This window comes from Desemzia sp. AGC72 (assembly GCF_057334175.1).
The window spans coordinates 47628-61413 of the sequence record NZ_JBHFIG010000016.1; the positions used below are offsets into that span (position 1 = coordinate 47628).

At 39.4% G+C, this 13786-nt stretch carries 13 protein-coding genes; 2 read left to right on the plus strand and 11 right to left on the minus strand.

The window, feature by feature from the left end; genetic code table 11:
- Positions 1 to 4: 4 nt before the first annotated feature.
- The 9 genes from rplC to rpsL form a co-directional block, all read right to left on the minus strand.
- Positions 5 to 637: a 50S ribosomal protein L3 gene (rplC, locus tag ACE025_RS07165; protein ID WP_092480900.1), complete on the minus strand. Its 633-nt coding sequence runs from the start codon at positions 635 to 637 to the stop codon at positions 5 to 7.
- Between the two features lie 29 nt (positions 638 to 666).
- Positions 667 to 975 carry a 30S ribosomal protein S10 gene (rpsJ, locus tag ACE025_RS07170; protein ID WP_485938869.1) on the minus strand — a complete coding sequence of 103 codons (309 nt, stop codon included), beginning with the start codon at positions 973 to 975 and terminating at the stop codon, positions 667 to 669.
- Between the two features lie 369 nt (positions 976 to 1344).
- On the minus strand, positions 1345 to 2367 hold the full coding sequence (locus ACE025_RS07175; RefSeq protein WP_485938871.1) for a branched-chain amino acid aminotransferase: 1023 nt from the start codon (positions 2365 to 2367) through the stop codon (positions 1345 to 1347).
- Between the two features lie 77 nt (positions 2368 to 2444).
- Positions 2445 to 2594 carry a hypothetical protein gene (locus ACE025_RS07180; RefSeq protein WP_485938873.1) on the minus strand — a complete coding sequence of 50 codons (150 nt, stop codon included), beginning with the start codon at positions 2592 to 2594 and terminating at the stop codon, positions 2445 to 2447.
- Between the two features lie 150 nt (positions 2595 to 2744).
- Positions 2745 to 2900, minus strand: coding sequence for a hypothetical protein (locus tag ACE025_RS07185; RefSeq protein ID WP_485938875.1), 156 nt, complete (start codon positions 2898 to 2900; stop codon positions 2745 to 2747).
- A gap of 173 nt (positions 2901 to 3073) precedes the next feature.
- Positions 3074 to 4261: an elongation factor Tu gene (gene tuf / locus ACE025_RS07190; protein WP_485938877.1), complete on the minus strand. Its 1188-nt coding sequence runs from the start codon at positions 4259 to 4261 to the stop codon at positions 3074 to 3076.
- A gap of 171 nt (positions 4262 to 4432) precedes the next feature.
- On the minus strand, positions 4433 to 6523 hold the full coding sequence (gene fusA, locus ACE025_RS07195) for an elongation factor G (protein ID WP_485938879.1): 2091 nt from the start codon (positions 6521 to 6523) through the stop codon (positions 4433 to 4435).
- A 92-nt stretch (positions 6524 to 6615) separates the two neighbouring features.
- Positions 6616 to 7086, minus strand: a complete 471-nt coding sequence (gene rpsG / locus ACE025_RS07200) for a 30S ribosomal protein S7 (protein ID WP_485938881.1) — start codon at positions 7084 to 7086, stop codon at positions 6616 to 6618.
- Positions 7087 to 7139: 53 nt separating this feature from the next.
- A complete protein-coding gene (rpsL, locus tag ACE025_RS07205; protein ID WP_092480894.1) occupies positions 7140 to 7550 on the minus strand; it encodes a 30S ribosomal protein S12 in 411 nt (136 codons plus the stop codon).
- Positions 7551 to 7859: 309 nt separating this feature from the next.
- Here rpsL and ACE025_RS07210 point away from each other — a divergent pair, with 309 nt between their 5' ends.
- On the plus strand, positions 7860 to 8624 hold the full coding sequence (locus ACE025_RS07210) for a prepilin peptidase (RefSeq protein ID WP_485938883.1): 765 nt from the start codon (positions 7860 to 7862) through the stop codon (positions 8622 to 8624).
- Between the two features lie 53 nt (positions 8625 to 8677).
- Here ACE025_RS07210 and ACE025_RS07215 read toward each other — a convergent pair whose 3' ends face one another.
- On the minus strand, positions 8678 to 10144 hold the full coding sequence (locus ACE025_RS07215) for an NAD-dependent succinate-semialdehyde dehydrogenase (protein WP_485938885.1): 1467 nt from the start codon (positions 10142 to 10144) through the stop codon (positions 8678 to 8680).
- Between the two features lie 214 nt (positions 10145 to 10358).
- Entirely contained in the window at positions 10359 to 12995 is a 2637-nt protein-coding gene (gene ppdK / locus ACE025_RS07220; protein WP_485938887.1) for a pyruvate, phosphate dikinase, read from the minus strand.
- Between the two features lie 149 nt (positions 12996 to 13144).
- Between ppdK and ccpN the strand changes: the two genes are divergently transcribed.
- Positions 13145 to 13786 carry a transcriptional regulator CcpN gene (gene ccpN, locus ACE025_RS07225; protein WP_485938889.1) on the plus strand — a complete coding sequence of 214 codons (642 nt, stop codon included), beginning with the start codon at positions 13145 to 13147 and terminating at the stop codon, positions 13784 to 13786.

A 13786-nucleotide genomic window follows, 5' to 3' on the forward strand; every position in this document is an offset into this window, starting at 1 on the left:
ATCTTTATTTAACTGCTTTAAGAGCAGTTCTGATTTGGATTAAGGATTTTTTAGCTCCAGGTACATTACCTTTAATTAAGATAACATTTTTCTCAGCGTCAACACGTACAATTTCAAGGTTTTGAATTGTTACACGGTTTCCACCCATACGACCTGGTAATAATTTACGTTTGAATACACGGTTAGGATCAACGGGACCCATAGAACCAGGACGACGGTGGTAACGAGATCCGTGAGACATTGGTCCACGAGATTGGCCATGGCGTTTAATAACACCTTGGAATCCTTTACCTTTTGTTGTCCCCGTTACATCAACGATGTCTCCGGCTTCAAATACTTCTACAGTTACTTCTTTTCCTACTTCGTATTCCCCTAGCTCAACATCGTCGAATTCACGTATGAAGCGCTTAGGAGTAGCATTTGCTTTTGCTACATGACCTTTAGCAGGTTTGTTTGACAATACTTCGCGTTTATCTTGGTAACCAAGTTGAACTGCTTCGTAGCCATCGTTTTCCATTGTTTTAAGTTGTAAAACAACGTTTGGAGTAGCTTCGATTACTGTTACAGGAATTAATTCCCCAGCTTCAGTAAACACTTGTGTCATACCTACTTTTTTTCCTAAGATTCCTTTGGTCATGAGTACACCTCCATTATTTTTAGTTTGTATTATAATTTAATTTCGATATCTACGCCTGATGGTAGATCAAGTTTTGTTAATGCATCAACAGTTTTAGGTGTTGGGTTAACAATGTCGATCACACGTTTGTGTGTACGCATTTCAAATTGTTCACGAGAATCTTTGTATTTGTGAGTCGCACGAATCACAGTATATAGACTTCTCTCAGTTGGTAATGGAATCGGACCAGACACACTAGCACCAGTTCTCTTTGCTGTTTCTACAATTTTGTCCGCTGATTGATCCAAGATACGGTGTTCGTATGCTTTCAAACGGATACGGATTTTTTGTTTTGCCATAATTTTCCCTCCTTCGCCTATTCTTATAAGGTAGACATTGCTCCACGAAAATTTTCCGACACACTCGCCGTGGCAAAGCGGCCGGGTGTATCGCAACCTCCCGTTTCTTAGCCATCGATTCCGAAATGAAATCGGGGTCTGTGCTTCTCTCTTTTAAATCAGCACCTTAAATAGTATAACCGAAATGCAATACTTAATCAAGCACATTCCAGTGGTTTTTTAAGTTTTCTGAAAAGTTTTTTCTTACACCTAATAAAAAACTACTATCTTATTTGTCAGCAATGTTAAGATAGTAGCTTATTTAAAAAAGTTTGTCTACCGATACTAATTTTTATTTACTAATAGCTTTATAGATTTGGACATATGTTGTCACACTTTGACGATCCAACCCTCTGGAGCTTCGATATCACCAAACTGGATACCGATCAATTCATCATATAATTTTTTCGTCACCGGCCCTACTTCTGTATCGCTATAGAACACATGGAACGTATCTCCATATTGAATACCGCCGATTGGAGAGATGACGGCAGCTGTTCCGCAAGCACCCGCTTCTTTAAATTGATCTAACCGATCGATATAGACATCTCCTTGCTCTACAGTAAGTCCTAAACGATGTTCTGCCAGATACAGTAAAGAGTACTTAGTGATACTCGGCAAGATAGATGGCGAATCAGGTGTGATGAATTTATCGTCTTTTGTGATGCCAAAGAAATTCGCCGCCCCTACTTCTTCTATTTTAGTATGAGTAATCGGGTCTAAATAAATAGCGTCACTGAATGCTCTTTTATGCGCCTCTGCTCCTGGCAGAAGACTTCCTGCATAATTGCCTCCGACTTTTGCAGCTCCGGTACCTCTGCCGGCTGCTCGATCATAATCCGAAACCAAAAAGTTTGTCGGTGTTAGTCCACCTTTGAAATATGGACCAACCGGCATACAAAATACAGAGAAAATATATTCTGAAGCAGGTTTCACACCAATATTATCGCCAACCCCTATCAAAAATGGTCGAATGTATAATGTCCCCCCAGTTCCGTATGGCGGCAAATAATGCTCATTAGCTTTCACTACTTGTTTGACTGCATCTACGAATACATCAGTCGGCACTTCTGGCATCAGCAAACGGCGACAGCTTCTTTGCATACGTTTGGCATTTTCTTCCGGTCTGAACAAATTGATGTCCCCATCTTTTGTTCGATAAGCTTTTAACCCTTCGAAACAAGATTGTCCATAATGCAGCGCTGTTGATCCTTCACTGATATGTAATTGATTGTCTTCAGTCAATAAACCTTTATCCCAGTTGCCATCTTTCCAATGAGATAGGTAGCGTAAATCCGTTTTGATGTAATTGAATCCTAAATTTTCCCAGTCGATCGAAACTTCTTTCCCCATTTGAATCCCCCTTAATAAATTTGTTACTTAGTGTAACACAATAAATAAAAGAAAAAAGAGATTACTTTTAGATTTAGTTATTTTTCATAGAATATTGGAGGCAGTTTCGTAAATTTCCGGCCATGAAGGATCAAAATTTCTACGCCATGGTCGAAGCGAACTGCTACATCGGCCATGAGCTGAACACTTTTTATTCTAATGGCCGAGGCAAATTTATTTTCGGCCATCAGCGTTCTCAGATTTCGCTTCATGGCCGATTCACTACGCGACACTCGAAAAATCCAAAACCTGAACCAACTACCTATACACTGATAAAGCAATTAACATTTTAAAAAGTCCTTCTCCTTCTTTATATAGTAGATTCCCGCTCAATTTGTTCAGTTATGAGGATGCTCTTGGGTAATTTTCTTTTCTTGCTGTTTTTGGCCATGAGCGTTCAACTTTACTTCACCATGACCGAAGTGAACAGCTGTCTTGCCCATGAGCAGAGTAACTTCTGTTCTGATGACCAACTTTCTTAACTTTTCGGCCATCAGTCCCTTCTCCTCTCACTTCACGGCTGATTCATCCCTCATTTCAACACTCCAGATCCAAAACCTTGACCAAAAAACGATTCACACTTAAAAAACACAAAAAAAGAAGCTCTCCTAATTAAAGGAGAGCTTCTTTTGAATCTTACTTGCGTAAGAAAGTTGTCTTTAGTTGATTAAGCTTCGATTGAAGCAACAACGCCAGCTCCAACAGTACGTCCACCTTCACGGATAGTGAATTTAGTACCTTGGTCTAAAGCGATAGGTGCGATCAATTCAACGCTGATTGTAACGTTGTCTCCAGGCATAACCATTTCAGTACCTTCTGGTAACTCGATAACACCAGTTACGTCAGTTGTACGGAAGTAAAATTGTGGGCGGTAGTTACCGAAGAATGGAGTGTGACGTCCACCTTCTTCTTTAGATAAGATATAAACTTCGCCTGTAAATTTAGTATGTGGAGTAATTGAACCTGGTTTAGCCAATACTTGACCACGTTGGATATCTTCACGAGAAACCCCACGTAGCAAAGCACCGATGTTGTCTCCAGCTTCAGCGTAGTCTAACAATTTACGGAACATTTCAACTCCAGTAACAGTTGATTTAACTGTGTCATGAAGACCGATGATTTCAACTTCATCCCCAACTTTAACAACACCAGCTTCAACACGGCCTGTAGCAACAGTACCACGTCCAGTAATTGAGAATACATCCTCAACTGGCATCATGAATGGTTTTTCAGTATCACGTTCTGGGTTTGGAATGTAAGAATCAACAGCAGCCATTAAGTCCATGATTTTGTCTTCGTATTCAGCTTCGCCTTCAAGAGCTTTAAGAGCTGAACCAGCGATAACAGGAGTGTCATCACCAGGGAATTCGTATTCTGATAATAAGTCACGAACTTCCATTTCTACTAATTCTAGTAATTCTTCGTCATCAACCATGTCAACTTTGTTTAAGAAAACAACGATGTATGGAACACCAACTTGGCGAGACAATAGAATGTGCTCACGAGTTTGTGGCATTGGGCCGTCAGCAGCAGAAACTACCAAGATAGCTCCGTCCATTTGAGCAGCACCAGTGATCATGTTTTTAACGTAGTCCGCGTGACCTGGGCAGTCAACGTGAGCGTAGTGACGAGCGTCTGTTTCATATTCAACGTGAGAAGTAGAAATAGTGATTCCACGTTCGCGTTCTTCTGGAGCTCCATCGATTGAAGCATAGTCAGTTGCAGTACTTGCAAACCCTCTTTTAGCTAATACAGTTGTAATTGCAGCAGTTAACGTAGTTTTACCGTGGTCAACGTGTCCAATTGTACCAATATTAACATGGGGTTTTGTACGTTCGAATTTTTCTTTTGCCATTTTATTAATTTCCTCCTCATATTGAGTTGCTATTTTAATCGAATTCAGTTGCCTGCATTTGCCCAAGCCATAGACATGAGCAAATGGCAAACTAACCCAATTCTTTAGTAAAAATTATAACGATTTTAGTAGAGAAAAGCAATACTTAACAGTTTTCAGCTAGATAATATATTATTCAGCTGCAGAACCATTTTTCTTGATGATTTCTTCAGAAATTGATTTTGGTACAGCTTCGTAGTGGTCAAATTGCATTGTAAAAGTACCGCGACCTTGTGTAGATGAACGTAACGCTGTTGCGTATCCGAACATTTCTGCAAGAGGAACAATACCTCTAACGATAGTAGTGTTTCCACGTACTTCCGAACCTTCAATACGTCCACGACGAGCGCTGATGTGTCCCATGATATCTCCTAGATATTCTTCAGGAATAGTAACATCCACTTCCATCATAGGCTCTAAAATTACAGGACCAGCTTTCTTCGCAGCATTTTTCAATGCCATTGAAGCAGCTACCTTAAATGCAGTCTCATTCGAGTCAACATCATGGTAAGATCCATCATATAATTTAGCTTTAACGTCTACTAAAGGATATCCAGCAAGAACACCGTTGTCTAGAGAAGCCTCTAAACCAGCTTTAACTGCAGGGATATATTCACGAGGAACAGATCCACCAACAATAGCGTCTTCGAATTCAAATCCTTTACCTTCTTCGTTAGGACCAAATTCAATCCATACGTGTCCGTATTGACCTTTACCACCTGATTGACGTACGAATTTACCTTCAGCTTCAGTAGCTTTAGTAAATGTTTCACGGTAAGAAACTTGAGGCGCTCCTACAGTTGCAGCAACGTTAAATTCACGTTTCATACGGTCAACGATGATATCTAAGTGCAACTCACCCATACCAGCGATAATAACTTCGCCAGTTTCGTGGTCAGTTTCAGCACGGAAAGTTGGATCTTCTTCAGCTAATTTTTGAAGAGCGACACCCATTTTATCTTGGTCAGCTTTTGAGTTTGGCTCAATAGCAACTTGGATAACTGGTTCTGGGAAGTCCATTGATTCTAAAATTACTTGTTCTTTTTCATCAGATAAAGTATCACCTGTAGTTGTATCTTTCAATCCAACTGCAGCAGCAATATCACCTGAGAATACTTCAGGAATCTCGCTACGAGAGTTCGCATGCATTTGCAAGATACGACCTACACGTTCACGTTTTCCTTTAGTTGCATTCATAACATATGAACCTGATTGTAAAGTACCAGAGTACACACGGAAGAATGTTAAACGACCAACATAAGGGTCAGTTGCAACTTTAAATGCAAGAGCAGCAAATGGTTCGCTGTCATCAGCATGATGTTCAATGATTTCATCTGGGTTATCCACTGAATGCCCTTGAATTGGAGGAACATCAAGTGGTGATGGCAAGTAATCAACAACAGCGTTCAATAATAATTGAACCCCTTTGTTTTTAAATGCAGTACCACAAAGAACAGGGTAGAATTCTACTTTAACTGTTGCAGTACGGATAGCTGATTTAATCTCTTCTACAGAGAATTCTTCACCTTCAAGATATTTCATCATGAACTCTTCATCTGTTTCAGCAAGCGCTTCTAACAAGTTAGTGCGCCACTCGTCAGCAAGTTCTTTTTTGTCTTCAGGAATTTCGATTTCTTCAACGTCAGTACCCAAATCATTTGTATAATTGAAGGCTTTCATTTCAACTAAATCGATAATACCAGTGAAGTCGTCTTCAGCTCCGATTGGTAACTGAATAGGATGTGCATTGGCTTGCAAACGGTCGTGGATAGTGTTTACAGAGTACAAGAAGTCTGCACCTGTTTTATCCATTTTGTTTACAAAAACAATACGTGGAACACCGTAAGTTGTTGCTTGACGCCAAACTGTTTCAGTTTGAGGCTCAACACCTGATTGAGCATCAAGTAAAGCAACAGCACCATCTAATACACGTAATGAACGTTCAACTTCAACAGTGAAGTCCACGTGACCTGGTGTATCAATGATGTTAACACGGTGACCATCCCAAGCAGCAGTTGTTGCAGCAGAAGTGATCGTGATTCCGCGTTCTTGTTCCTGTTCCATCCAGTCCATTTGTGAAGCTCCCTCATGGGTTTCACCAATTTTGTGGATACGGCCAGTGTAATAAAGGATACGCTCAGTCGTTGTTGTTTTACCAGCATCGATATGGGCCATGATTCCGATATTACGAGTTTTTTCTAGAGAAAATTCTCTTTTTGCCATCTTGAATATACACCTCTTTTTTTGTTAATTTTTAAATCTGTTTATTTCTCAAAGCCGCTATAGAGCAGCTTTGAAAAACAGAAAGCAGAATCTTACCAACGGTAATGAGCAAATGCTTTATTTGCTTCTGCCATTTTATGTGTATCTTCGCGTTTCTTAACTGCTGAACCAGTGTTGTTTGCAGCATCCATGATCTCACGTGCTAAACGAAGATCCATAGTATCTTCTCCACGTAGACGAGAATAGCTTACTAACCAACGTAGTGCAAGCGCTGAACGACGTTCTGGACGAACTTCGATAGGCACTTGGTAGTTAGAACCCCCAACACGGCGAGCTTTAACTTCAAGAACTGGCATAATATTTTTCATTGCTTCTTCAAAGACTTCCATTGGATCATTTCCAGTAGATTCTTTGATTGTATCAAATGCGTTATAAAGAATAGTTGCAGCTTTACCACGTTTTCCATCAACCATTAAACGGTTGATCAAACGAGTAACCAATTTTGAATTGTAAATTGGATCTGGCAACACTTCACGTTTTGCGATAGGACCTTTACGAGGCATTCAAATTCCTCCTTTCAAATATGTTTAGTTTTTTGTGTTTTTTAACACGAGATTTATTTAGGTTTTTTAGTACCGTATTTAGAACGACCTTGTTTACGATCAGTAACACCAGCTGTATCTAAAGCACCACGAACGATGTGGTAACGTACCCCTGGCAAGTCTTTAACACGGCCTCCACGAAGAAGTACCACACTATGTTCTTGTAAGTTGTGACCTTCACCTGGAATGTATGCTGTAACTTCGATCAAGTTAGATAAACGAACACGAGCATATTTACGTAAAGCAGAGTTAGGTTTTTTAGGAGTCATAGTTCCTACACGAGTACATACACCACGTTTTTGTGGAGAGAATACAGTAGTTTGTTTTTTCTGTTTACTGTTATACCCTTTGTTTAAAGCAGGAGACTCAGACTTTTCAATTTTTGATTTACGAGGTTTGCGGACCAATTGGTTAATTGTTGGCATTTTTTGTTTCCTCCCTTCCGGTTATTAAAATCTAATCCCACACATCCAGGCGTTTCTTTTATTTCTAAAAAAATATACGCTGCGTGACGCAACTTCTGGACAATATGGATATACGCCTTTGCAACAGTCAGAACGACTGGTTTACAGGAATCTGCGTACAAAAGCACCTTATGAATAATACCACGTCTATTTTTTTTTGTCAACAAACCCTAAAAGTTTTTTCTTCTTTTTTTTCTTAAAATTTTAAAACAGTTTTGTCCGCTTTATTCGTATAGTAATAGTGACAAAAAACGAAGGCAGGAGATACATATGCAAGTAGTCTATCTATTGATTTTATGCGTTTACGGATTTGTATGGGGCTCTTTTTTAACGGTAGTCGGCTTACGTGTCCCTTTGAACCAGCCATTGCTTTTTAACCGTTCAGCTTGCCCTAATTGTCATCATGTATTAGCTGGTAAGGAATTGATCCCGGTCTTCTCTATTTTGCATCAAAAGGGTAAATGCCGTCACTGCCATCAGCACATTTCTCTTCTTTACCCTACTATTGAACTGGTGTCAGCCGCTTCATTTTGTCTTATATATTTGTATGCTGACCATCATATATTTGACTTAGCTACTTTAGTTATCTTGCTCACGTTCGGAATCGTTTTTTCTGTTTCTGATCTTACTTATCAAATTCTGCCCGACCGAATCATGCTATGGTTTGCAGTTGCCGTTTTTGGTGCACATCTTCTTAATGGCATGGAAGACATTTTATTCTATTCGGCAACCGGTATCATGTTCTTTCTTTTGTTCTATCTTTTCTATCAACGTCTTCCAAACAGTATTGGCGGAGGCGACGTGAAATGTTACGGCATTTTGGGTTTTCTTTTAGGATACCAGACCTGTGTGTTAGCCCTGTTGTTAGCTTGTCTGCTGGTTTTTGCAGTGCAGGTTCCGTTACTGCTTGTTAAAAAAACTAATCCGCAGCAAGCCATCCCTTTTGCTCCTTTTATTTTCACTGGTGCTTTTCTTGCTTACTTAGTAGGTCCGGCTTTCTATGAGTGGCTGCATTTGTTTTTGTTCATCCAATAGACAAAAAACAAAGAGAGGTTATCCCTCTCTTTGTTTAAATACACTGCCCAACTTTAGTCTTCCATAAAATAAGTAGTATGAACGAATTTCACTTCCATAAACTCTTCTACTCCATATCTGCCGTTTTCGCGACCTAATCCTGAGTATTTCACACCGCCGAAAGGAGCTTCAGACTGAGATACCCCAGTATTATTTACACCTACCATCCCGTATTCCAATGCTGTGCTGACTTTTTCAGCAATACGCATATCTTTTGTAAATACATAAGAAGCTAATCCAAATACTGAATCGTTTGCCTGCTCAATGACTTCTTCTTCGTTCGTAAAGCCAATTAAAGGAATCACTGGACCAAATGTCTCATTATAGAATATATCCATTTCTGTTGTCACTTTGTCCAATACAGTTGGTTGATAGAAGAAACCTTTTTCGTATTCTCCTTCATTTAATCGTCCACCACCGATCAACACCTCAGCACCCTTTTCTTTTGCATCTGCAATTTGTGCATCAATGGTTTCTCTGGCATCATCATTGATAAGAGGTCCAACCATGACATCTTCCAATCCATTTCCGACAGTTATTTTGCCAACAGCTTCTACTAATTTTTCAGTAAATTCTTTTTTTATTGCCTCTTCAACAAAAATCCGATTAGGTGCAGTACAAGCTTGCCCATTATTTCTGAACTTCATGGCTACAAGTGTATCAACTGTTTGCTGGATAGGAGCATCCTTGAAGACGATAAAAGGAGCATGTCCGCCTAATTCCAGAGACATTTTTTTCAGTGTCTTGCCCGACTGTTCATACAGCATTTGACCGACTTCAGTAGAACCGGTAAACGTTAATTTACGTACATCTTTACTTTCTGCAAAAACTTCTCCGATGTCGCTTGCACGTCCCATCACTAAATTGACTACACCTTTTGGCAGTCCAGCTTTTTCAAATAGTTCAAACAAAGCAATTGCCGATAATGGAGTATTTCCAGCCGGCTTCAATACGATGGTACATCCAGCAGCGATTGCTGGAGAAATTTTACGCACGATCATATTGGATGGGAAGTTCCATGGTGTGATGGCTCCAACTACTCCAATAGGTTGCTTTTTCACTTCATATTTATGGTTGTTCGGCGCAGGTATCGTTTCCCCATAAACGCGTCGAGCTTCTTCAGCATTCCAATGCAGATTGTCTACATTGGTTTTGATTTCGCCTTTTGCTTCTTTAAACGGCTTTCCTTGTTCCAACGTCATGATCAACGCCAAACGATCTGTATTTTCTTCTACCAAATCTGCCATTTTGTGCATGATGGCTACTCGTTCCTTCAATTCCCTTCCTGACCAGATCGGAAAAGCTTTTTTCGCTGCTTCTATAGCTTGGTGTACTTCTTCTTTCCCGCCTTGAGAAACTCGCACTAATTCTTCTCCTGTAGCAGGGTTGATCACTGCACGTTTCTCTCTCGATCCATCAACCCAGTTTCCGTCAATAAATAATTTAGTCTGAATATTTGGTAATATTTGTTTTTCTGTCAAATAAATCCGCCTCCTGATTGAAGTTTTTCTATACGTTCCGTAACACGAAAACAACGTTCGTTACATATGCTTTCTTCTCTATTATTACTATATCTAATAAAAATCTCAACTGATTTTATTTACTCTTCTTAAACTAATAAAATTCACGGCCCTAAACATCAATAAAGTCTGCAGTGAAATCCTTCTGCAGACTTTATTGATTAACCTATCATCACTATATTCCTTTGATTCGTTGTTGAGCAATTGTCAGTAGTGCTGCAGGGATTCTATAAGGCGAACAAGAAACATAATCGACCCCTTCCTTCAATAAAAATTGGATCGATTCTGAATCCCCACCTACTTCACCACAAATACCGATAGAAACTTTTTTGCTTGTTGCTTTGATTTTTTGAATAGCTTCATGTAAGAGCACTCCTACACCATCTACATCAATATGTTGGAATGGATCACTTGGCATGATATTTTTTTGTTCGTAATCTTGAACAAACTTCCCAATATCATCTCTAGAAAATCCATAAGTCAATTGAGTCAGATCGTTTGTTCCAAAACTGATAAAATCTACTTGCTCCGCTATTTTATCTGCAATTAAGCAAGCTCGTGGTGTTTCGATCATCGTTCCGATTTGATAAGAAACTCTTTTACGCATTTTTTCAAATATTGTTTCACTTTTTCGAACAAGAGCCTCTTTTATGAGTGCCAGTTCTTTTTCGATAGATACCAAAGGAATCATGATCTCCGGTACTACTTCAATTCCTTTTTCTTCTCCAACTTCGATCGCTGCCTCCATAATGGCTTCTACTTGCATCTCATAGATTTCTGGATCAGTCACTGCTAAACGACATCCTCGATGACCAAGCATGGGATTATTCTCAGCTAATCCTTCTATTCTATATTGCAGATCTTCTACTGAAATGCCTAACACTTCTGCCACGGTTGGTATCTCTATTTCATTTGGTAAAAATTCATGCAAAGGCGGATCCAATAAACGAATGATAGCCGATTTACCATTCGCTAGAGAAAAAATGGTTTTAAAATCTTCCTTTTGAAATTCTTTCAGGTTAGTTAAAGCCTTGATTTTAGCCTGTTTGTCGTCTTCTAAAATCATTTTCCTCATCTCTAAGATTCGTTTTTCGCCGAAGAACATGTGCTCCGTACGGACTAATCCCATCCCTTCACCTCCTAATTCTAAAGAAGCTGCGATTTCTTTACCTGTTTCTGCGTTGGCCTTAACCCGAACATCGCTTAATTCTTTACACCATTGTACAATTTTGCTCAATGTGCTAGAGCCGCCTCCGTGGTTTTCTTTTGCAATTTCTCCTAAATACACCTTACCAGTCGATCCGTTAACAGAGATCAATGTGCCTTCTAGTATTTCTTGCCCATTGGTATAAGCTTTTCTTTGCTGCTCATCGATCACGAGTTGGTCGCATCCTACTACACAACAAGCTCCCATACCTCGAGCCACTACAGCTGCATGAGAGGTCATTCCGCCTCTAGCTGTAACGATTGCTTCACTTATAGCCATTCCTTCAATGTCTTCAGGTGATGTTTCATTTCGAAGCAAAATCGTCTTATCCCCAGCAGCATTAGCCTCTTTTGCAGCTTCAGCGGTAAAATATACTTTCCCGCTAGCAGATCCTGGACTAGCCGGCAATCCTTGGACTAACGGACTATATTTCGCCAACTCACTCGCTACAAATGTGGGATGTAACAACTGATCCATCATTGATGGCGTTAAACGCATCAGCCCTTCTTCTTTAGAGATAACTCCTTCTTCCACTAGATCTAACACGATTTCTACAGCTGCTTTAGAGGTGCGCTTGCCATTTCGTGTTTGCAGAATGAATAATTTGCCGTTCTCAATCGTAAATTCAATATCTTGCATATCTTCATAATGCTTTTCCAACTTTTCTGCTATCTCTGTGAATTGGTCATATGTCTCAGGCATGATCTGTTTCAATTCAGAGATCTCTTTTGGAGTTCTAATTCCAGCTACCACGTCTTCTCCTTGAGCATTCATTAGAAATTCTCCAAACAATCCAGCTTCGCCAGTAGAAGGGTTACGAGTAAAGGCTACACCTGTACCGCTTTTCATACCTGTATTTCCGAAAACCATTTCTTGTACTGTTACTGCAGTACCCAAGTCATCTGAGATTCCATTCATTTTGCGATATATTTTGGCTCTTGGATTATTCCAAGAATGAAAAACAGCCTCTACCGCTCCATATAATTGCTCCTTAGGATCTTGTGGAAATCCCTCTCCTAAATGACTATAGTAAACTTCTTTGAACTGGCGAGTAATTTCTTTCCAATCCTCATCCATCAATTCCGTGTCCATCAGATAATTTTTTTGGTTCTTATAATGGGTTAAGACTGTTTCAAAATAGTTTTTATCGACTCCTTTGACTACATCCCCATACATTTGAATCAGTCTTCTATAGCAGTCGTAAGCAAATCCCGCATTATTCGTCACACCAGCTACTACTTCTACAACTTGATCATTCATACCTAAATTTAAAATCGTATCCATCATGCCAGGCATAGAAAAACGTGCACCGCTCCGGATAGAAACTAATAGCGGTCGTTTTGGATCGTCCAGCTTTTTCTGCGTAACCCTCTCAAGCATGTCTATTTGTTGTTCTATCTGTTCTTTCAACGAAAAACTCAGCGCTTTTTTTTCTAAGTAATCTAAGCATGCTTCTGTTGTGATAATGAAGCCATTAGGTACAGGCATCCCTAAACGAGACATCTCTGCTAAGTTAGCTCCTTTTCCACCAAGAAGTCCGGTCATTTCTTTGCTGCCTTCAGAAAATAAATAAACCCATTTAGTTGCTTCAGTTTGTAAGTACATCCTCATAACCCCCTATTAGTGTATCACATATAACTTAAAAAGATTATATAGTGTAACACATTACGTAGTCAAGTACTTTATTTCAAGTATTGATTTTGAATAGTGTGTTATATATAATAAAATCATCTTAATAAATGAGGGACATACTGATGAAACTAACTGAAAGACAATTAAAAATCATTGAAATCGTAAAAGAAAACGAACCAGTCAGCGGAGATAAAATTGCACAACACCTGGGTTTGAGCAGAGCTACTTTGAGAAGCGATTTTTCCGTATTAACGATGACAGGAATACTCGATGCCCGTCCAAAAGTTGGATATTTTTACAGTGGACAAAGTCTTAAACCGTTGCTTTTCGAAAAAATGTACGAAGTTTCTGTAAAAGAAGTCATGTTACCACCTATAATGGTCACCCCAGATCTTTCAATATACGATGCAGCAACCAATCTGTTCATGTATGATGTAGGGTCGTTGTATGTTAAAAATGAGAATCAAGAATTATTAGGTGTGATTTCAAGAAAAGATTTTTTACGTTTTATGATTGGCAATGCCCAAGCAGAAAAAACTCCTGTGGCAATGATTATGACTCGGATGCCGAATATTTTCACGATCACACCTGAATGGACCATTTTAGAAGCAGGTAATTTACTGATGCAACATCAGGTGGATTCTTTACCAGTTTTAGAGTCAGCAGATTCTAACCGTGTAGTAGGTAAAGTGACTAAAACACGTATTCTGCATCATTTCATTCACACAGGTAATGATGCTACTAAAGATTTAAAGGAGATATAA

Coding starts and splice junctions, on each gene's coding strand:
- ACE025_RS07180 (WP_485938873.1), bottom strand. CDS start 2,594: ATGGCCGAAAATAAATTTGCCTCGGCCATTAGAATAAAAAGTGTTCAG.
- rpsL (WP_092480894.1), bottom strand. CDS start 7,550: ATGCCAACAATTAACCAATTGGTCCGCAAACCTCGTAAATCAAAAATT.
- tuf (WP_485938877.1), bottom strand. CDS start 4,261: ATGGCAAAAGAAAAATTCGAACGTACAAAACCCCATGTTAATATTGGT.
- ACE025_RS07175 (WP_485938871.1), bottom strand. CDS start 2,367: ATGGGGAAAGAAGTTTCGATCGACTGGGAAAATTTAGGATTCAATTAC.
- ACE025_RS07185 (WP_485938875.1), bottom strand. CDS start 2,900: ATGGCCGAAAAGTTAAGAAAGTTGGTCATCAGAACAGAAGTTACTCTG.
- fusA (WP_485938879.1), bottom strand. CDS start 6,523: ATGGCAAAAAGAGAATTTTCTCTAGAAAAAACTCGTAATATCGGAATC.
- rplC (WP_092480900.1), bottom strand. CDS start 637: ATGACCAAAGGAATCTTAGGAAAAAAAGTAGGTATGACACAAGTGTTT.
- ccpN (WP_485938889.1), top strand. CDS start 13,145: ATGAAACTAACTGAAAGACAATTAAAAATCATTGAAATCGTAAAAGAA.
- ppdK (WP_485938887.1), bottom strand. CDS start 12,995: ATGTACTTACAAACTGAAGCAACTAAATGGGTTTATTTATTTTCTGAA.
- rpsG (WP_485938881.1), bottom strand. CDS start 7,086: ATGCCTCGTAAAGGTCCTATCGCAAAACGTGAAGTGTTGCCAGATCCA.
- rpsJ (WP_485938869.1), bottom strand. CDS start 975: ATGGCAAAACAAAAAATCCGTATCCGTTTGAAAGCATACGAACACCGT.
- ACE025_RS07210 (WP_485938883.1), top strand. CDS start 7,860: ATGCAAGTAGTCTATCTATTGATTTTATGCGTTTACGGATTTGTATGG.